The organism is Vibrio cincinnatiensis (assembly GCF_022113815.1).
GTDB lineage: Bacteria > Pseudomonadota > Gammaproteobacteria > Enterobacterales > Vibrionaceae > Vibrio > Vibrio cincinnatiensis_A.
Window position 1 is genome coordinate 40,453 of record NZ_SGOM01000001.1, and the last position, 19,030, is coordinate 59,482.

Annotated in this window: 17 protein-coding genes; 6 read left to right on the forward strand and 11 right to left on the reverse strand. The window is 42.2% G+C overall.

Going from position 1 to position 19,030, the window contains the following annotated elements:
• The first annotated feature begins 7 nt into the window (after nucleotides 1-7).
• Nucleotides 8-448 carry a Cu(I)-responsive transcriptional regulator gene (gene cueR, locus EXA13_RS00180; protein ID WP_238131320.1) on the forward strand — a complete coding sequence of 147 codons (441 nt, stop codon included), beginning with the start codon at nucleotides 8-10 and terminating at the stop codon, nucleotides 446-448.
• A gap of 175 nt (nucleotides 449-623) precedes the next feature.
• Here cueR and EXA13_RS00185 read toward each other — a convergent pair whose 3' ends face one another.
• From EXA13_RS00185 to EXA13_RS00205, 5 genes are all read right to left on the reverse strand, one after another.
• Nucleotides 624-1,091, reverse strand: a complete 468-nt coding sequence (locus tag EXA13_RS00185; protein WP_238131321.1) for an NfeD family protein — start codon at nucleotides 1,089-1,091, stop codon at nucleotides 624-626.
• On the reverse strand, nucleotides 1,088-2,017 hold the full coding sequence (locus tag EXA13_RS00190; protein ID WP_238131322.1) for an SPFH domain-containing protein: 930 nt from the start codon (nucleotides 2,015-2,017) through the stop codon (nucleotides 1,088-1,090). The genes EXA13_RS00185 and EXA13_RS00190 overlap by 4 nt, the downstream gene beginning before the upstream one ends.
• 264 nt (nucleotides 2,018-2,281) lie before the next feature.
• The gene (locus EXA13_RS00195; RefSeq protein ID WP_238131323.1) at nucleotides 2,282-3,136 is read right to left on the reverse strand and encodes a co-chaperone YbbN; all 855 of its coding nucleotides are present in this window, start codon (nucleotides 3,134-3,136) and stop codon (nucleotides 2,282-2,284) included.
• A 312-nt stretch (nucleotides 3,137-3,448) separates the two neighbouring features.
• A complete protein-coding gene (locus EXA13_RS00200; RefSeq protein WP_238131324.1) occupies nucleotides 3,449-4,276 on the reverse strand; it encodes an SDR family oxidoreductase in 828 nt (275 codons plus the stop codon).
• Nucleotides 4,277-4,287: 11 nt separating this feature from the next.
• Nucleotides 4,288-5,202, reverse strand: a complete 915-nt coding sequence (locus EXA13_RS00205) for a TIGR01777 family oxidoreductase (RefSeq protein ID WP_238131325.1) — start codon at nucleotides 5,200-5,202, stop codon at nucleotides 4,288-4,290.
• 176 nt (nucleotides 5,203-5,378) lie between these two features.
• Between EXA13_RS00205 and yfcE the strand changes: the two genes are divergently transcribed.
• The gene (gene yfcE / locus EXA13_RS00210; protein WP_238131326.1) at nucleotides 5,379-5,921 is read left to right on the forward strand and encodes a phosphodiesterase; all 543 of its coding nucleotides are present in this window, start codon (nucleotides 5,379-5,381) and stop codon (nucleotides 5,919-5,921) included.
• A gap of 33 nt (nucleotides 5,922-5,954) precedes the next feature.
• Here the strand turns inward: yfcE and EXA13_RS00215 are convergent, their stop codons facing one another.
• Nucleotides 5,955-6,476 (reverse strand): regulatory protein ToxS, encoded by a 522-nt coding sequence (locus EXA13_RS00215; RefSeq protein WP_238131327.1) that lies wholly within the window; start codon nucleotides 6,474-6,476, stop codon nucleotides 5,955-5,957.
• 11 nt (nucleotides 6,477-6,487) lie between these two features.
• Complete coding sequence (locus EXA13_RS00220; protein ID WP_238131328.1) at nucleotides 6,488-7,333, reverse strand: winged helix-turn-helix domain-containing protein; 846 nt, start codon at nucleotides 7,331-7,333, stop codon at nucleotides 6,488-6,490.
• Between the two features lie 399 nt (nucleotides 7,334-7,732).
• Between EXA13_RS00220 and htpG the strand changes: the two genes are divergently transcribed.
• The 3 genes from htpG (at nucleotide 7,733) to hemH (ending at nucleotide 11,651) form a co-directional block, all read left to right on the forward strand.
• A complete protein-coding gene (gene htpG / locus EXA13_RS00225; RefSeq protein ID WP_238131329.1) occupies nucleotides 7,733-9,640 on the forward strand; it encodes a molecular chaperone HtpG in 1,908 nt (635 codons plus the stop codon).
• A 302-nt stretch (nucleotides 9,641-9,942) separates the two neighbouring features.
• The gene (adk, locus tag EXA13_RS00230) at nucleotides 9,943-10,587 is read left to right on the forward strand and encodes an adenylate kinase (protein ID WP_238131330.1); all 645 of its coding nucleotides are present in this window, start codon (nucleotides 9,943-9,945) and stop codon (nucleotides 10,585-10,587) included.
• 98 nt (nucleotides 10,588-10,685) lie between these two features.
• Nucleotides 10,686-11,651 carry a ferrochelatase gene (gene hemH / locus EXA13_RS00235; protein ID WP_238131797.1) on the forward strand — a complete coding sequence of 322 codons (966 nt, stop codon included), beginning with the start codon at nucleotides 10,686-10,688 and terminating at the stop codon, nucleotides 11,649-11,651.
• 70 nt (nucleotides 11,652-11,721) lie between these two features.
• Here the strand turns inward: hemH and dtpA are convergent, their stop codons facing one another.
• Nucleotides 11,722-13,236 carry a dipeptide/tripeptide permease DtpA gene (dtpA, locus tag EXA13_RS00240; protein WP_269136818.1) on the reverse strand — a complete coding sequence of 505 codons (1,515 nt, stop codon included), beginning with the start codon at nucleotides 13,234-13,236 and terminating at the stop codon, nucleotides 11,722-11,724.
• 445 nt (nucleotides 13,237-13,681) lie between these two features.
• On the opposite strand from dtpA, the gene rfaH reads away from it, so the two are divergent.
• The gene (rfaH, locus tag EXA13_RS00245) at nucleotides 13,682-14,185 is read left to right on the forward strand and encodes a transcription/translation regulatory transformer protein RfaH (RefSeq protein ID WP_238131332.1); all 504 of its coding nucleotides are present in this window, start codon (nucleotides 13,682-13,684) and stop codon (nucleotides 14,183-14,185) included.
• Nucleotides 14,186-14,270: 85 nt separating this feature from the next.
• Here the strand turns inward: rfaH and asnB are convergent, their stop codons facing one another.
• The 3 genes from asnB to nagC all read right to left on the reverse strand — a co-directional run bounded on the left by asnB (nucleotide 14,271) and on the right by nagC (nucleotide 19,028).
• On the reverse strand, nucleotides 14,271-15,935 hold the full coding sequence (gene asnB, locus EXA13_RS00250; RefSeq protein ID WP_238131333.1) for an asparagine synthase B: 1,665 nt from the start codon (nucleotides 15,933-15,935) through the stop codon (nucleotides 14,271-14,273).
• A 215-nt stretch (nucleotides 15,936-16,150) separates the two neighbouring features.
• Nucleotides 16,151-17,731 (reverse strand): cation:proton antiporter family protein, encoded by a 1,581-nt coding sequence (locus EXA13_RS00255; protein WP_238131334.1) that lies wholly within the window; start codon nucleotides 17,729-17,731, stop codon nucleotides 16,151-16,153.
• 82 nt (nucleotides 17,732-17,813) lie between these two features.
• Nucleotides 17,814-19,028, reverse strand: coding sequence for a DNA-binding transcriptional regulator NagC (nagC, locus tag EXA13_RS00260; RefSeq protein WP_238131335.1), 1,215 nt, complete (start codon nucleotides 19,026-19,028; stop codon nucleotides 17,814-17,816).
• Nucleotides 19,029-19,030 lie beyond the last annotated feature (2 nt).

Here is a 19,030-nt window from a genome sequence, read left to right on the forward strand (position 1 = left end):
GAATAATATGCAAATTCGTGATGTTGCAAAAGTAACAGGATTAAGTGCCAAATCGATCCGATTTTATGAATCCAAAGGGTTGATTGCTGCTCCTGAACGAGGCAGTAATGGTTACCGATATTATTCGGAACATCATTTGGCACCATTGCGTTTAATTGCTAGCGCTAGGCAGGTTGGATTTAGCTTAGAAGAGTGCGCCTCTTTATTACAACTTGCACAAAAAGAAGACCGAACCAGTGCAGAAATTAAGCAAAAAACTCAGCGTAAAGTACAAGATATTGAAAGCAAAATTGAGCAACTTGAACAGATAAAATCACAATTACAATCGTGGATTCGAGAGTGTCCTGGTGACAGTGGCTCCGAATGCCCTATTTTAGATAATCTGTACCATTATCCTTCCTCTCAAAAATCATGTTGTATGAAAAAAGTGGATGTAGATTCAAATTAACAATGGATAAGTAAGAAGAACAAGGGGGGCCGGTTCTTCTTACTTATTGCTTACTTGTGAAGCTATCACCGTATTGGTTGTCGCTCAATGAGGCTGAGATCTAGACTGGCCCATGGCGGTAAAGGTTAAGCTAATGTTCTGATTGAGCACTTCAGGTTATGTAGAGGGATCGAGGCTATTTCTCTACAGGTTGGTAGTGCTTAATTTTAAGAGTAATGCCATCAAGATCAATAACTTCGACGATACTACCAGCCCGAATATCTTCTTCACTTATTGCTGACCATGTACTATCTGCAAGATGTATTCGTGTGACGACATTGGCTTTTACATCATCGGTTATTTTTATTCGTTGACCAATAAGCTGTTTCTCTTTTTGATTTAAAGATCGCTGACTGTCGCCAATTTGGTCTGTTTTAAACTGACGACGCCACCATAACCAAGTGGTGAGTAACGTGAAACTCGCAAACGTCATCCACTGCAGCTGCCAACCGATGGGGATAAATAACATCAATATGCCTACCAATAAGCCGGATAGACCTAACCAAAGAAAGTAGCCTGCAGTGCCCAGTAGCTCCACAGCGAGTAATGCCAAACCTAAGGCCAACCAGTGCCAATGGTTGAATTGTGTTAACCAATCAATCAAGCTTGATTTCCTTTATCTGTTGAATGTTGAAACATCTCTGCAATACCAGCGATAGAACCCATTAATCCCGTGGCCTCCAGTGGCAACATGATGATTTTCCCGTTTTCTGCCTGACCAATCGATTTTAATGCTTCGGTATACCCTTGGGCAATAAAGTAGTTGACGGCTTGCATATCTCCCTGTGCGATGGCTTCCGATACCATAGCGGTTGCTTTAGCCTCCGCTTCTGCTGCTCGTTCACGGGCTTCAGCTTGTAGAATTGCCGCTTGTTTTTCACCCTCAGCCTTTAAAATTTCAGACTGTTTTTGTCCTTCTGCACGTAAGATTTGTGCTTGACGAACGCCTTCAGCTTCTAATACTTCTGCACGTTTATTTCGTTCTGCTTTCATTTGTGCATTCATTGCAGCAGTGAGGTCCGCTGGTGGTTGAACATCTTTTATCTCAATACGAGTGATCTTTATTCCCCATGGGTTTGTTGCTTGGTCAATGATGGATAATAATTTGGTATTAATCATATCTCGCTGACTTAGCATTTCATCCAGTTCCATTGAGCCAAGTACCGTTCGCATATTGGTCAGGGTCAAGTTGCGGATAGCATGCTCTAAATCAGTGACTTCATACGCGGCACGGGCAGCATCAATGACTTGCACAAAACAGACCGCATCAATAACAACACTTGCGTTATCTTTACTGATCACCTCTTGGGCGGGGATGTCGAGGACTCTTTCCATCATATTGATTTTTTGTCCGATTCGGTCAACAAATGGAATGATGATATTTAATCCGGGTTTTAATGTGTGGGTATAACGACCAAAGCGTTCTACTGTCCAATGTTTGCCTTGAGGGACGGTTTTAACCGCCGACATAATAAAACTGATAGCAACGGCGACAAACACGCCAATTGTAATAAGAGAGTCAATAGCCATGACGTATCCTTGTGGATTGATATGAATAATCAGAATAATGAGGTATGAATGGCACGATTGTGCAGTAGAGTAGGGAGGCAGGCAAGGTAACTTATTTAAAAGTGGAGGCTGTGGTATGAAATTAGGCTATCTCGTTAATGATTTTATCTATTAACTTGGCGCCATTTCTTTTGGCTTCAATCTATGGTGGCATGGATAACGCCGATTTACCCCATTCACATTCGTACTGATGCTCATGGGGTGGCACGATAAATTAAATGGCTATTAATAAAGTAAAGAATACAACTGACGACGGTAGCGGCTAGCAATAGGGTTACCTTGACCCAGAGCATTTAAAATATCCATAAACGTTTTTTTCATGTCACCCTCTAGTGTGTTGAGGTCACTTTGTAGAAAACGCCATAATAGCGCAAGGGCTTCTTCATCTCGCTGAACTTGGTGATATTGGCTGGCCAGTTCATTTGCCATTTGGGCATCAGATGGGTTTTCTATTAGAGCGCTTTCAAGTGCTTGGATTTCTGGGCTATCGGCGGCTTGCTCATACAATTCTATTTGGGCAATTAAGCGTTTGTAATAACCATCTTGATATTCCAGAGGGATGGCGGATAACATCTCTTTTGCTTCATCAAATCGTCGACTCGCCAGTAAACAGTCTGCTAAAGCCAGTTTAACGTCTCCCTTGTTTCTCCATTGCTCATCGAGCCCCATCAGTAGCGGTAAAGCTTGAGCATATTGTTGCTCACTGACCATTTGTAGTGCTTGTTGTACCGTACGTTCTTCTTGGCTCGGTAAGTGGCGGGTTAACATCTCTTTGATTGCCTCAATCGGTTGTGGCCCACCCAATCCATCAACGGGTTGCCCGTTGATAAATAAAGCGATGGTAGGGAGCGCTTGAATACCGAATTGGGCAGCAATTTGCTGCTCTTCTTGACAGTTTAAGGTGGCTAGCTGGAATGCGCCGTCATATTGCAGGGCCAGTTGCTGTAATTGAGGGATAAGTTGGGCACTTTCATCGCTCATTGGAGCCCAGAAATAAAATAAAATAGGCTGGTTCACCGAGTCTGCTAATACGTCACGAAAGTTGTGTTGATTAACATCGATACTATGAGGTGAGTGCATGGTTATTCCTTATTATCTATGAATATAGACAAAGAATGGGGGAGATAACGATAAATCTCAAGGTGTTGTTTAAGATAGTTGTTTATCGTTTTCAATTTGCGGTTATGGAACACACAAAAACGCATCAATCGTGTTTTTGTGTGTTCTCAGTCGCTCATAAGCGAAGGATTAAAAAAGAATTAGCAGTGTCAAAACTAAAGTGACACCGAGCCAATTCCATTGATTTAATGTCATTGGTCTATACTCAATGCCGTAGTGAATGTGGCGACTACTATGGCGAAAAAATATGACGGATTAATGACAAAACGCCATTTACGCTGATTTATTGAGCAATTTATCCAGTACTCTCCCGGGCATGATTCGCTTGAGAACGGAAAAGAGTTTGGTTGGGAATGTGATTCGATAGCGCAGTTTTGGCCGTTTCGATTCTAAAGCATGAAGCAAAGGTGGCAGGCAGGCTTGAGCTGGAAGAGCAAATGGATGGTTCGATTCTTCCTGGGCAAGACGAGATAGCTGTTTTTGATAAGCGAGATGATGAAACGAGGCATCGATGTCTATCCAATGGGTGAACGCATGTAAGGCATTGGCTCTAAATTGAGTGTTAATCGGGCCGGGTTCAAGCAAACTGATATGAATATTGGAATCGGCTAGTTCTAAACGCAATGTATCTGTCCAACCTTCAATGGCAAATTTTGATGCATTATAAGCCCCTCGATATTTCATTGCCGCAAAACCTAAGATGGAACTATTTTGAATAATTCGTCCATAACCTTGTTGACGAAAATGAGGTAATAACAATGTTGTTAATGTGTGCCACCCAAAAAAGTTACTTTCAAATTGTGCTCTTAATGCTTCGGTGGGTAAGTCTTCCAGCGCGCCGGGCTGGCCATAAGCTCCGTTATTGAATAAGGCATACAGTTGATGGTTAGAGAGGCTTAACGCCATCTTGACGGCTGATTTTATGCTGTTTGTATCCGCTAAATCTAATTGAATACAGGTGAGTCCAAGTTGTTGTAAACGCTGGACATCGCTGCTATCGCGGCAAGAAGCAATAACATGATAGCCTCGTTGGTGGAGTTCGAGTGCAGCCATGTAGCCAATACCGGATGAACAGCCAGTAATAAGAATGGAACGGGTCATGATTTATCCAACTAGTGGTGGTGTTGAAGAAGTTGCTTTAATGCAGGTTCAATTCGTGAATAAGTGAACTGAAAACCTAATTCAGTTAGTTTTTTGGGTTTAGCTCGGATGCTGTCAAACAGCAAAATACTGGCTTCTCCCATTAGTAGTCGAATCGCCCATTTCGGGGTGAATAAGAGGTGTGGACGCTTGAGTGTTGAGGCTAAACAGCGACTAAATTCTCGATTTTTGACCGGATGAGGGGCGCACAGGTTAAAAGGGCCTTGAGCATGCTCCGTTTCTAGCAAATAAGTGATCGCCCTAACCATGTCACACATATGGATCCATGGCATATATTGTTCACCTTGACCTATCGGTCCTCCTAACCCGTAACGGTAGGGGGGAAGCATTTTTGTCAATGCGCCACCCTCTGTAGAGAGGACAATACCTGTTCTTAGCAGACAAACCCGCGTTCTTTCAGATTCAGCTCTTCGTGCTATCTGTTCCCACTTTGCGCAGACATAATGCGGAAATTGTGTTGAGTGTACTTGGCGACTTTCATCAAAAGGATGATCTTGTTGGTTACCGTAGTAACCCACAGCAGATCCACTAATAAAAACGGAGGGCGGAGACGTGCTAGCATGAATCAGCGCGACCAATTTCTCAGTAATAGACCAACGGCTTTGGCAGATAGATTGCTTTTGTGATTGAGTCCAGCGTTTATCTGCAATGGGTTCACCTGCTAAATTGATGACTGCATGATAACCATCCAAGTTACTTAGTGAGTCAAGCGTCTCTATAAAAGAGAGTCTTTGATCATGGACATGAGCCAACTGCTGTTTTGCTCGATGAATATCTCGGCTTAAGATGACCAAATCGTGCGTCATTAACTGCTTGGTTAACTCCCGTCCAATAAGCCCTGTGGCACCGGTTATGAGTATTTTCATAAAGCCTCCTTGCATGGTTGTTCGCGCTATTTGCACTAAGGGATACTCAGCTTATGTGTATCCCTTAAGGGGTTCAAGTTTTATCCTTGTTTCATGATGTTGATGATGTGAGTCATGGTGATGACGCTCACGGCTTAAGCTCGTACAATGGTTGGGTTATAGATTAGAGGTAGCAGATGAAATTATTTATTGCATCAGATCTTCATGGTTCATTACCTGCAACGGAGAAAACCATTCAAGCGTTTCACGAGTCAGGCGCAGAGACGCTTATTCTACTGGGAGATTTACTTAACCACGGGCCGAGAAATCCGATCCCAACTGGATATAACCCACCCGCAGTGGCTGAATGTTTGAATCAATATGCGCAACAAATTATTGCGGTAAGAGGAAATTGTGACAGTGAAGTTGATCAAATGCTGTTCACTTTTCCTATGATGAGTGATTGTGCTTGGGTGTTATTAGAATCTGGACGTCGGTTATTGCTAACCCATGGGCACCTTAAATTTCAGAGTTCAGTACTAAAAAGCGGCGACGTTTGTATTCAAGGCCATACGCATATTGCTATCGCCGAGTTACAAGCGGGAATTTACCATTTCAACCCCGGTTCGGTAACTTTTCCTCGTAATGATGGCGTGGCAAGCTATGGCATGTTAGAAGGCGATTGGTTAACGGTTTATAGTTTTGATAAAAAGGTATTAGCACAAACGCGTTTGCTCTAAAAACGAAGGGCACGTGACGAGTGCCCTTCATAATTATCCATTACCAAACAAGACGGTTGAGCCGTGATTTAGGCTGGTTAATAGCAAAGTTTTATCATTAACAACATCAATCCGTCGGCTTTGCTGTGCATCCACCTTAAATAATTGAGTAATAAGTTGTAATTGCTCAGGGGTAAAGTCTTTAGTGTAAGCAGAGGAGGCATCTTTAAACTCAATGGGGGAGATAAGCAGATAATTGCCGCTGATGCTCCATTCACCCGATTCGGAAATGTTGATGATATTTTCTGCGACGGTTTGTTCTGTAGAATAGAGTTTAACCATGGATACTCGTAAGTAGCTACCATTGGGTAAATATTTCACATTCGAAAGGACATCTACTCGGTGTAACGGGCCTACGGAGTCATTGGCCAACTTACGTTCGATTAAGGTCACCATTTTCGACTGCCATTCACGAGAACAGAGAATTTTCTCAAGTTTAATTTCGCTCTGTTGGTAGAGCCATAGGCTGCCGATAGCGGAAATTAAAAGGAGCAGTGCAGCGATTTTCTTCATCATAAATTTATTCCTCACTGGCACACTTTTTCAGTGTTATTCGCATTGGCAAAAATTCTTAACGTGATGTTCTCACCTGAAAAGCGTGGCGTATGGATGTAATTTAACATCAGTTGATTACTCTCTCCTCCCGTTGCGATAACTTCTTTTAGGTTGAGAAAGATTTCTTCACCGCGAACCGCGCGGTATTTTTTTACACATGTTTCAATTAAAGGCAGCCAAGACGAAAGATCCGGATGATTAATCGGTGTACTGATGGCAACTTGATCCATAACGGCTAAACGGCGAAATTTTGATGCAGGAGGCACTGTCAATAAAAAAGCCATTAAAGGTAAAATAAGTGCACAAACGAGTAGAATTTTTGCTGCGATATCAAAGTGGTACTTCGTTGTGTCTGTTTTGGATTCAACATCGCTGTTTTCATGAACTGGCTCAGGTTCTGAGACGAAAATGGATGTTGTGGTTGGCTCGTCTAATGGGGCCACCTCTCCAGAAGTTTCTTTGCTGTCTTCTGACTCGATAGATTCAACATTGGCGATTAACTGATAACCACGTTTAGGGACCGTCTTAATAAATTGAGGGGCTTTCGTTGAATCTTTTAACATTTTTCTCAGAGTTGAAATCGCCTGAGTTAAGCTCGAATCATCGACTTCAAAGCCTTGTTCCCGCCATACATAATTATGCAGTTCATTACGAGTGATAACGTCATTTGGACGTTGAACAAGCATAAATAGGATACGACTTTCATTACTACCGAGGCGGATCTCTTCATCTCCCGCGTCCGTATCAATTAATAAGTTGCTCATCGGGTCGAAAGTAAACCGATTGGCAAGAATGAATTTTGTGTCGAATTTACTCATGAGATCTTCTTTTTTAATGGGTATTCCCAGACAACAAGGATTCTTGTTTGGTTTTACCTACTTAGTATTAGGGTCTCTTGGAACTGTAAATGGAGGTCGAACAGCGAATCAGTAATATCCCTATAGCGAATTCACGACTGAAAAACAGTTTAGAATCACTCTAATTTTTGATGTTTTTGGTTCTGTTTGATGTACGTGGATCACGTAGCAGCACAGATTGTACGGTCTTTAGATTGAGAAACCTAGAAGAGCATAATCAAAAAAAACACAAAAAACAGTGTTTTTATGGTTTTTGACCTTGAATTTACATTCATGAACCACATGTTAATAGCAAATCGATGTTCTTCCTACCCTTTTCAGTTTTATTGATAGGGTTTGATATGATGTTACGGAGCGAAAATGAGCGATACTGCAACCCACAACAAAGAAACTCGTGGCTTTCAATCTGAAGTAAAACAACTACTTCATCTAATGATTCACTCTTTGTATTCAAATAAAGAGATCTTTCTGCGAGAGCTGATTTCTAATGCTTCTGATGCGGCGGATAAGCTGCGCTTTCAAGCTTTATCAAATCCAGATTTGTATCAAGGTGATGCAGATTTAGGTGTTAAGCTCTCTTTTGATAAAGAGGCGAACACCTTGACGGTTTCTGATAATGGTATCGGAATGAGTCGAGATGAAGTGATAGAACACCTCGGTACGATCGCAAAATCAGGTACGGCTGAATTTTTCTCAAAACTTTCTCAAGACCAGTCTAAAGACTCCCAGCTCATTGGCCAATTTGGGGTTGGTTTTTATTCTGCATTTATTGTGGCCGATGCTGTAACAGTACGCAGCCGATCTGCTGGATTATCAGCAGATCAAGCGGTTCAGTGGCATTCACAAGGTGAAGGGGAGTATACCGTCGAGACGGTAGATAAAGCGACCCGAGGGACGGATATCGTGCTGCACTTACGTGATGAGGGCAAAGAGTTCTTGTCGGAGTGGCGTTTGCGTGAGGTTATCTCAAAATACTCAGACCACATTGGTATTCCTGTATATATTCAAACACCTGAGCGTGATGATGAAGGGAAAGAAACGGGTGCGTCTAAGTGGGAACAGATTAACAAAGCACAAGCATTATGGACGCGTGCTAAATCCGATGTCAGTGACGAAGAATATAAAGAGTTTTACAAGCATGTTTCTCATGATTTTGCTGATCCACTGGCTTGGAGCCATAACAAGGTGGAAGGGAAAAATGATTATACCAGCTTGTTATATATTCCAGCGAAAGCTCCTTGGGATATGTACAACCGAGATCATAAACATGGCTTGAAACTGTATGTTCAGCGTGTCTTTATTATGGATGATGCAGAACAATTTATGCCTTCATACTTACGTTTTGTACGTGGTTTAATCGACTCAAATGATTTGCCGCTCAATGTCTCTCGTGAGATTTTGCAAGATAATAAAGTTACTCAGTCTTTGCGTAATGCATGTACTAAGCGCGTGCTGACGATGTTAGAGCGTTTGGCAAACAATGATAGCGATAAATACCAAACCTTCTGGAAAGAGTTTGGTTTAGTGATGAAAGAAGGCCCGGCAGAAGATTTTGCTAATCGTGAAAAGGTTGCGGGGTTGTTACGTTTCGCTTCGACTCATGTTGATAGTTCAGAACAAACGATCAGCCTTGCTTCTTATGTGGAACGGATGAAAGAAGGGCAAGAGGTTATCTACTATCTAACGGCTGATAGCTATCTTGCGGCGAAAAATAGCCCACACTTGGAGCAATTTAAGTCGAAAGGGATCGAAGTCTTATTGATGTCTGATCGCATTGATGAATGGTTGATGAATTATTTGACCGATTTTGATGGTAAGTCCTTCCAATCGATCACCAAAGCGGGTTTAGACTTAAGCCAATTTGATGATGAGACAGAAAAAGAGAAGCACAAAGAGACTGAGCAAGAGTTTCAGTCAGTCGTTGAGCGAGTGAAAACGTATTTGGGGGCGAGAGTTAAAGAGGTTCGCACTACCTTTAAATTAGCATCAACGCCCGCGGTAGTGGTGACGGATGATGGTGAAATGGGGACACAAATGGCGAAGTTGCTTGCGGCTGCAGGGCAAGCTGTGCCTGAAGTGAAGTATATCTTCGAAATTAACCCAGAACATGCGATGGTAAAACAGATGGCGGACGAAGCGGATGAGCAGGCTTTCGGTCGATGGGTGGAAGTTTTACTTGGGCAAGCGATGTTGGCTGAGCGTGGTTCTATGGAAGATCCGACCCAATTTGTGACAGCCATCAATCAGTTATTGACTAAGGTAGAATAGTCAGTTTAAGCGCAAGCCTATGCTAGGTGGGCTTGCGCACTATTTATATTTGGAACTTAGCTTCTTGCAAAGTTTTGAGCCAAAAGAATGGGTTCAATAAGTATTCTTTAGTCTTAGGTTCCGTTGTTAGCCATTTTTTATGGTAGAATTATCCGCTTGAATAGGTGAGTTTGCCAAATAGGTTTCTCACTCCCATTTGCTTAAGCAAATTCAATTTTATCTCCTTATACCGAAACTTATCGTTTTTCAGTGAAAGTATTGTGAGCTTCGGTATAAAATTATTTTCTTAAAGAGGATTAAACATGCGCATCATTCTTCTAGGTGCTCCAGGCGCTGGTAAAGGCACACAGGCTCAATTCATCATGGAGAAATATGGTATTCCACAAATCTCCACTGGTGATATGTTACGTGCTGCTATCAAAGCGGGGACTGAACTTGGTCAACAAGCGAAGTCTGTGATTGATGCTGGTCAACTAGTGTCTGATGAAATCATTTTAGGCCTGATCAAAGAGCGAATTGCTCAGTCAGATTGTGAGAAAGGTTTTTTGCTTGACGGTTTCCCTCGTACTATTCCTCAAGCTGATGGCTTAAAAGCCATGGGGATTGCAGTTGATTATGTGATCGAGTTTGATGTTGCCGACGATGTGATTGTTGAGCGTATGGCTGGGCGTCGCGCTCATCTTGCTTCTGGTCGTACTTATCATGTTGTGTACAACCCACCAAAAGTGGCTGGTAAAGATGATGTTACTGGTGAAGATTTAGTGGTGCGCGATGATGACAAAGAAGAGACTGTACGTGCTCGTTTAGGTGTTTATCACGAACAAACGGCTCCGCTGATCGAATACTATGGTAAAGAAGCGGCAGCAGGCAATACTCAATATCTGAAATTTGATGGAACGAAGCAAGTTGCTCAAGTCAGTGCCGATATTGAAAAAGCACTTGCATGATTGGCAGACTTTCCAATATAAATGAGTTAGGCGACCTTTAGGGTCGCCTTTTTTTACTCTTTCTATCGTGATTAAAAAGGTATATATGAATGGACGTGATGCACAACCGTAAACAATGGGGGGTTTTGCTTGCAAATCTAGGGACACCACAAGCCCCCACCCCAAAAGCCGTCAAACAATTCTTAAGCCAATTTTTACACGATAAACGCGTTGTCGACTTAACCCGTTGGTTGTGGTGTCCATTATTGCATGGAATCATTCTTCCCAGTCGTTCACCGAAAGTGGCTAAACTTTATCAGTCTATTTGGATGGATGAGGGTTCGCCACTAATGGTCTATTCAAAACGGCAGCAAGCAAAGCTACAACAGCAACTTTCGTTACCTGTGGAGTTGGCGATGACTTATGGTGAGCCTAGCTTACAACGAGGTATTGAAGCCCTTTATGAGCAAGGCGTAACATCGATTATTGTTCTTCCGCTTTACCCTCAGTATTCAGCAACCACCACTGCGGCTGTTTTTGATGGCTTAGCTCAGGTAATGAAACAACAAGCCGTTATACCAGAGTTGATATTTATTCAAGAATATCATGATCATCCTCTCTACATTCGAGCTTTAGCTGATCAAGTTCGTGAGTCGTGGGATCGAAATGGGCGAGGTGATAAATTGGTTTGCTCTTATCATGGCATTCCTAAACGTTATGCGGATAACGGGGATATTTATCCTGTGCAGTGTACGCAAACGACACGCTTGTTGGCCCAGGAACTCGGATTAACCAGCGACCAAATTATGATGACCTATCAATCACAATTTGGAAAAGAAGAGTGGTTGCAACCTTATACTGATCAAACCATGGCGCAACTTCCTAAACAGGGAGTAAAACGACTCGATATTATTTGCCCGGCTTTCTCAGTGGATTGTTTGGAAACATTGGAAGAAATTGCAGGGGAGAATCAGCAGGTTTTTCTTGAAGCTGGTGGTGAGGCGTTTCACTATGTGCCTTGTTTGAACGATTCTGACGCTCATATTGCTATGATGACCGAGCTAGTTAATGCACATTGCCGTTAGACATGAGGCATATGAGTGAAAAGTTCAAAAGCCTCCTCAACGAGGCTTTTGAAGATCCTAGCCAATAAAATTAAGCTTCAGCAGGTTCGAGACTCACGTCGATATTGCCTTGGCAAATTTTTGTCAGCATCGGAGCAATTAAGAATGTGATAACCGTAATTCCGGCCGTGATATAGCCAATCTTTCCAAATACGTCACCATAAATAGCAAGAGATTCATGCGCTGTCGTAACGTGCTCAGGAACGGAAGTTAAGCTGGCCACCCAGCCAGCAACAACAGCTGCTGTTGCTGAGGTTAAAAACCACATACCCATTGCAAACCCCATCATTCTCTGTGGAACCAATTGGGCAACCATCGCTAAACCAAGCCCAGACACTAATAACTCGCCAATAGATTGGAATGCATAACTTAGAACGAGCCAGTTTGCACTGATGATTCCTTGGTTATTAGCAAATCCTGTTCCCCACGATAAAACCAGAAAAGAGAGGGCACATAAGCCCATGCCAATTGCAAATTTAAAAGGCATAGCAAAACGTTCGCCGAGTTTGCCATACAAGATTGCCAATATGGGGCTGGCTATCATAATCCAAAAAGGGTTGAGAGCTTGAAATTGTTCAGGCTCAAAACGAAAACCCAATAAATTTGGATTTACATTATGGATGGCAAAGAAGTTAAGCGATGTTGGCATTTGGAAGTAAAGGGTAAAGAAAACAATACCCTGTAGCATAAGCACAAAAGCCACTAACATTTTCTGCCGCTCGATGCCTGTCATTGAAAATACTTCTTTAAAATAGAAGGTTACAATCGTTAGGCCTGCAATCACCAAAATGAGGTGGGCGAAGAATAAGTTCTGCAATAGGTAACTACAAACCAAACTGGCTATCAATGAACCGATAACCACTAAACTTAAACGACCTTTTTTTACTGGTTGGAGGTCCGCTGGTGAACCCACTTTTTTAAGCATATTTTGGCACAGCATAAAGTTAATCACTGTAATGGCTAACCCGATAGCACTGACACCGAAAGCCATCCCATACCCCGCTCGTTCTGCGACCATTGGCGTTAGAATCATTGAGAAGAATGAACCAAGGTTAATAGCCATATAGTACATGGTAAAAGCCCCATCAAGGCGAGGATCATTATCTTCGTATGCTTTAGATAATAGGCTTGATGGGTTGGCTTTAAATAATCCGTTTCCAACGGTAATAAATCCCATAGCAATATAGATGAGCGTTTCACCACCTAAATGTGCTTTGGTGGTTGAAAGGCCTAAAAGAAGATAGCCGACCATTAAAATGATGGCACCAAGAGTAATGGCCCGCTTGGTCCCGATAATTTTATCGCCAATCCAGCCTCCAGCGGCGACAAACCCAAAAACCAGTGCAGAAAAAGCACCAAATAGAACAAATGAGGAGGATTCATTCATGCCTAAGATTTTAACCATATAAACAGTTAAAATGGCTTGCATCCCATAGAAGCCAAAGCGCTCCCAGAATTCAATAGAAAAAATCAGATAGAAAGATTTAGGTTGCTTGAATATATTCAAGTCAGATGACATACGGGGTTTCCTGTTGTGATCGCTCAATAACTTGCGGGTATTTCTCTTACGGCAGAGAGTAAATAAATGGACTGCAAGGGGAGACGTTATTCATGTATTATTTATTTTTACTCTAATTCGTCGTTCGACGATTTAGGAAAAGCCATGCACCAGTGTGTGCAATGGAGCAATACGTATACCGCTAAGTGTATATGTCTGCAATGTGAACATTTGCTGGTTTTTAATACTAACTTGCTTATCTTTATGAAATAAATAACTTTTTTAGATGATTTCTATTGTGTGGTTAAAGCGAAAACTAACATTTCATATTTGATTGTATTTTTGATATGGATGTATTTCGTTATACATTGATTCGTGTGATACTTGCTGGCTGTGTTTTGTTAATTAATTGTATACCCAAGCCCTTTTTCTAACTGTGTGTGCTTTGATGAAAAGGTTTAGGTATATAAAAATAAAATAGGTTGGCTAGAAAATGAAATGCTGGTACTTGGTCTACTGTAAGCGAGGCGAACAAGCAAGAGCAAAAGGGCACCTTGAAAATCAAGATGTCGAGTGCTATTACCCACAAATTGAAGTGGAAAAAATTATCCGTAGTAAAAGGAAGATGGTGACAGAGCCTTTGTTTCCCTCTTATATTTTTGTGCGTTTTGATTATGAACAAGGGCCGACATTTACCACGGTACGTTCAACAAGAGGGGTCGTGGATTTTATTCGCTTTGGCCCTGAACCGAAAGTGTTACCCAATGAACTGGTGGATGAACTTAAGCAATTAGACCGATTAGCGAAAGAGTATTGTCAGCAAGAGATGCCACGTACAGGACAAGAAATTGAAGTGAAAAGCGGGCAGTTTTGTGGCATTAAAGCGATCTACCAAGAACCTGATGGTGATACTCGTTCAATCATGCTGGTAAAAATGATTAACCAACCTGTGATGATCAGTATTGAGAATAAACACTTAGAGCTTAAGTCTCACTAATCGTTAAATATCAATATAATAAGAGTGTTACTTATAGAATAAAGGCGCACAATGCGCCTTTATTTTTCACTCACTGATGACCACTTTAGTAAGCTTCGTTATGTACCGTTTTGACTGCGCGGCCTGAAGGGTCAATACAGTTTTTAAATGACTCATCCCATTCTACGGCTTTTGCTGATGAACAGGCAACGGAAGGGCCACCTGGCACACAGTGAGCAGCCGACTCCAAAGGAAATAGCTCTTCAAAAATCTCTCGATAAACATATCCTTCTTTCGTGGTCGGGGTATTGTAAGGGAAACGGAATTTTGCTGTTGCCATCTGCTGATCGCTGATTTTTGCTTCTGCTGTTGCTTTTAATGTATCAATCCAGTTGTAGCCAACGCCATCAGAGAACTGCTCTTTCTGACGCCAAGCAATAGAATCAGGAAGATAATGTTGGAAACATTCACGTAAAATGTGCTTTTCCATTTTACCGTTCCCACACATTTTGTCTGCAGGATTGAGTCTCATTGCAACATCAATAAACTCTTTATCTAAGAAGGGAACTCGCCCTTCAACGCCCCAAGCTGCGAGAGATTTATTGGCTCGCGCACAGTCAAAGAGGTTTAATGCAAGTAACTTACGCACCGTCTCTTCATGAAATTCTTGAGCATTAGGAGCTTTATGGAAGTAAAGGTAACCACCAAATATTTCATCTGCCCCTTCGCCAGAAAGCACCATTTTAATTCCCATCGCTTTAATTTTACGACCAAGTAAAAACATAGGGGTAGAGGCTCGGATGGTGGTCACATCATATGTCTCGATGTGGTAAATCACATCACGAATTGCATCTAGACCTTCTTGAATGGTGTAAGTCATTTCATGGTGAACAGTACCAATTTTTTCTGCAACTTCACGTGCGGCTTTCAAATCCGGCGCACCTTCTAACCCAATAGCAAAAGAGTGTAGTTGTGGCCACCAAGCTTCAGACTGTTCATCGTCTTCAATACGCATTGCAGCAAAGCGTTTAGCTATAGCCGAAGTGATGGAAGAATCAAGTCCACCAGAAAGGAGAACACCATAAGGTACATCCGTCATTAATTGGCGTTTAACCGCCGCTTCTAAAGCTTGAGTTAGCTCTTCTTTACTGCTTACGTTATCTTTAACTGCACTGTATTCATTCCAATCTCGAACGTAATAACGGCGTGGTTCAGAGTCGGTTGAGCTAAAGTAGCTACCAGGAGGAAATTCACTGATAGATTTACAAACAGGTACTAAGGCTTTCATTTCGGAAGCGACATAGTAGTTTCCATGTTCATCATGACCTTGGTAGAGTGGAATAATCCCGATATGATCCCGGCCAATAAGGAAGACATCTTTTTCTTGGTCATACAAAGCAAACGCAAAAATACCATTGAGTTCTTCTAGTAGTTCAGCGCCTTTGTCTTGATACAGCGCAAGAATGACTTCGCAGTCAGAATCGGTTTGAAAATCATAAGTATCTTGGTAGCGAGCTCGAATTTCTTTGTGGTTATAGATTTCCCCGTTGACCGCTAAGATAACATTACGATCTGGGCTATAAAGGGGCTGAGCACCGCTATTAAGGCCCACAATGGCGAGGCGTTCATGAGCAAGAATGGCTCGTTCTGATGCGTAGATCCCTGACCAATCCGGGCCACGGTGACGAAGTTTCTTAGACATTTCTAATGCAACTGAGCGTAATGCACTCGCGTCACTTTTAATATCTAAAATACCAAAGATTGAACACATACAACTTCCTTAATGAGACGAGTTTTAAGCAGATGAATACAATTTGCCACTTTGGTTAAAAAAGGCAACCTATCTTTGGTGAAAGATTTAAATTTAAAGGGAAGTGGTAGATAATATCTAACAAAAGTGGGATTTTATTAGATGTTATCTATATTTCGGTGAGAAAAAGAGCATATGGCTAACCTGTGTACTTTCGTTAGCCATAAAGACGAGTATTAATATCGTGTAAATGTGGGGTGTAAGTGGTCACACACATGACGAGCAAAGCCTGTTCCTGCTTCGCTGTAGATATTAAAGGCCGCATGCGCTCCGTCGTTAAGCAGGTTTTCCATTTGGTCGGGATATTCTGCTATTGCTGCTATCTGTCCAGTGAAGCGTCGTTTATTGAGCTGAGCGAGTGCAATTTGATTAGCTTGGTGGTGCGGCATGGCTAAAAGTACCATTTTAACTTTGCCCGTGTGTAGAATTCGAGCCCAAAAATCAGGGTCTGTCGCGTCACCACTGATCACATTACGTCCTTCATTGCGGTGTTGGTTCGCCGCGTCTTCACGTAGTTCAACACCTAGGCAGATATTGCCATAGCGAGCGTAAAATTCGTCATACGCGCCCGTGCCAATTCTTCCCATGCCAAGAATAATGACCTGAGCTTCGCCTGGATTAATCACAGAATCACGTTGGTTAAGGGTTTCTGGCTGTGGGTCCTTAAACCATAATGACGTGTGCTGATAAATTTCATTTCCTTTACGGCTGAGGGGGGCGGCAATGAGGAATGAAAGTGAGACAGCGATAGCAACGAGAATATCGCCAGGCAACCATCCCAGTTTAAAGGCTAAACCTCCAACAATCAGGCCAAATTCACTAAAGTTAAAGAGGGAAAGTGAGGCGAGTAGCGAGGTTCGTACTCGAAAATGAAATCGATTGAGTACCCAAAAATACAGCGCACCTTTCAGTGGAAGCAGAATCATCAACACCATCGCCAGTAAGAAGCCTGTCAAGGTCGGTTTTTCTGCCAGCCCAATATTTAAGAAAAAACAGACTAAGAATAATTCTTTGAGGTTAAAAAGAGCTTTAGAAAGTTCGGAAGCTTTACTGTGCTGAGCAAGTAGCATACCTAAGATCAGCGCGCCAAGATCGGGTTTCATACCGACTAATTGAAAACCTCCAGCTCCGACAACAAGGGCAAGGAAAATTCCTAATAAGACTAATAACTCACCATGGCCGGCTTTTTCTAGTAGACGAAAGAGTAGAGGGCGTAATAAGGGCAGCGAAAACAATCCAATCGCGTACCATTCAGGTAATTTACCGGTTGATGCAGTTAAAAAGATGACCGCAAAAATATCCTGCATAACCAGAATACCAATAGCGAGTGTGCCATAGGTTGAGTTCATTTCTCCTTTCTCTTGCAGTGATTTAACCGCAAAGACTGTACTGGAGAAAGAGAGAGCAAATCCAATGAGCAGTAAACTGGTGAAAGGGATACTACTGAGGCTCGTTAAGCCAAGGTATTTAAACCCCATTAATGCGAGTGTAAATACCCCTGTCGAGAGAAGGTTGTGGAGCGTCGCTCCAGCCCAAATTTCTTTTTCGAGCAGTGATTTCACCTCTAGTTTCAACCCAATGGTGAATAGCATCAGGGTGACACCGAGGTCTGCCAGTGTCGCTAATGTTTGATTTGATTCAACACCGTATAAATTCAGGCCAAAGCCTGCAATAAGAAAGCCAACAAGAGGAGGAAGGTGACACTTTTGTGCAATATAGCCAACGATGAAAGCTGCACTAATAAAAACTAAATCCATGAGATTTCTTATAAGTTAAGTAACAAAAAGGCTGTATGGTCTTAAACCAATACAGCCTCGGCATTATAGAACAATTTGCCTATCAGTCTTCAAGCAATTTTTGTAACAAGACTCCGTTGAGCATGGCACGTTTAATCGTCGCAAAAGCACCGATGGTTGGACGTTTATCCATTTGTGACGCAACAATGGGCAAATGTTGATGAAATTTTTTCAGTGATTGGTTTTCTACATTGCGCAAGATAGCCGGAAAGATGATTTCTTGTGCGGCAGTAATTTTTCCGGCCACCACCACTTTTTGTGGGTTAAATAAGTTAATGGTGATAGCAATAGCTTTACCTAACTGGTTTCCTACTTGTACCAAGGCTTGTTTTGCTAGTTCATCACCTTGTAGGGCATGCTGGCAAATATCATCAATGGTAATTTTATCGAGGCTGGATAATCTAGAGTTATAACCTTGAGCTAAGCGTTTTTTCACTCGTTCAATAATGGCTGGGTTTGTGGCGACCGTTTCTAAACAGCCAAAATTACCACATTGACACTGCTCACCGAGCGGATCAATCTGAATATGACCAATTTCTCCAACGTTTCGGTTAGAGCCTAAGAAGACTTGTCCATTGACAATAATTCCAGCGCCTGTTCCGCGGTGCACGCTCACTAATATGGAATCTTGACAGTCTTGACTTGCACCAAAGTAGTGTTCGGCCAAGGCCATACCACGAACATCATTGCCCACAAAACATTCCACATGGAAATGATCACGAATAATGTCACCGAGCGCCAAGGCATCAATATCAATATTAGGCATATATTCAACCACTCCCAGTTCTGGGTTGACTAACCCTGGGAGTGAAATACCAATAGCAATTAATTGATTAATATGATCTTTCTGCTGTGACAGGAATGTTTTGAGGTGATTAATTAACCCTTCAATCAACTGTGGTTGATGAGAGTAATGAAATTCATAGGCGGAAGAAGCGAGTTCTTCTCCTCCAAGGTTATATAGGCTGAGTTGAATGTAGTCTCGTCCCAGCCTAACTGCGATGGAATGAAAGGGTTCAACTTCCGTTGTTAAAGAGATGGCTCTGCGTCCTCCGGTTGACGCTTGTTGGGCCACCTCTTTAATCAAGCCTCGTTCGAGGAGTTGGCGGGTTATCTTTGTCACGCTTGCCGGAGCAAGTTGACTGACATCGGCAACTTGGATTCGTGAAATCGGACCTTGTTGGTCGATTAAACGATAAACTGCTGCACTATTTAGCTGTTTAACTAGATCTACGTTACCTATTTGTCCGCCATTCATTC

Bases quoted from the DNA above. Each gene is read 5' to 3' on its own strand.
- cueR (WP_238131320.1), top strand. From the start codon at position 8: ATGCAAATTCGTGATGTTGCAAAAGTAACAGGATTAAGTGCCAAATCG.
- EXA13_RS00190 (WP_238131322.1), bottom strand. From the start codon at position 2,017: ATGGCTATTGACTCTCTTATTACAATTGGCGTGTTTGTCGCCGTTGCT.
- EXA13_RS00195 (WP_238131323.1), bottom strand. From the start codon at position 3,136: ATGCACTCACCTCATAGTATCGATGTTAATCAACACAACTTTCGTGAC.
- EXA13_RS00200 (WP_238131324.1), bottom strand. From the start codon at position 4,276: ATGACCCGTTCCATTCTTATTACTGGCTGTTCATCCGGTATTGGCTAC.
- EXA13_RS00205 (WP_238131325.1), bottom strand. From the start codon at position 5,202: ATGAAAATACTCATAACCGGTGCCACAGGGCTTATTGGACGGGAGTTA.
- yfcE (WP_238131326.1), top strand. From the start codon at position 5,379: ATGAAATTATTTATTGCATCAGATCTTCATGGTTCATTACCTGCAACG.
- EXA13_RS00215 (WP_238131327.1), bottom strand. From the start codon at position 6,476: ATGATGAAGAAAATCGCTGCACTGCTCCTTTTAATTTCCGCTATCGGC.
- EXA13_RS00220 (WP_238131328.1), bottom strand. From the start codon at position 7,333: ATGAGTAAATTCGACACAAAATTCATTCTTGCCAATCGGTTTACTTTC.
- htpG (WP_238131329.1), top strand. From the start codon at position 7,733: ATGAGCGATACTGCAACCCACAACAAAGAAACTCGTGGCTTTCAATCT.
- adk (WP_238131330.1), top strand. From the start codon at position 9,943: ATGCGCATCATTCTTCTAGGTGCTCCAGGCGCTGGTAAAGGCACACAG.
- hemH (WP_238131797.1), top strand. From the start codon at position 10,686: ATGCACAACCGTAAACAATGGGGGGTTTTGCTTGCAAATCTAGGGACA.
- rfaH (WP_238131332.1), top strand. From the start codon at position 13,682: ATGAAATGCTGGTACTTGGTCTACTGTAAGCGAGGCGAACAAGCAAGA.
- asnB (WP_238131333.1), bottom strand. From the start codon at position 15,935: ATGTGTTCAATCTTTGGTATTTTAGATATTAAAAGTGACGCGAGTGCA.
- EXA13_RS00255 (WP_238131334.1), bottom strand. From the start codon at position 17,731: ATGGATTTAGTTTTTATTAGTGCAGCTTTCATCGTTGGCTATATTGCA.
- nagC (WP_238131335.1), bottom strand. From the start codon at position 19,028: ATGAATGGCGGACAAATAGGTAACGTAGATCTAGTTAAACAGCTAAAT.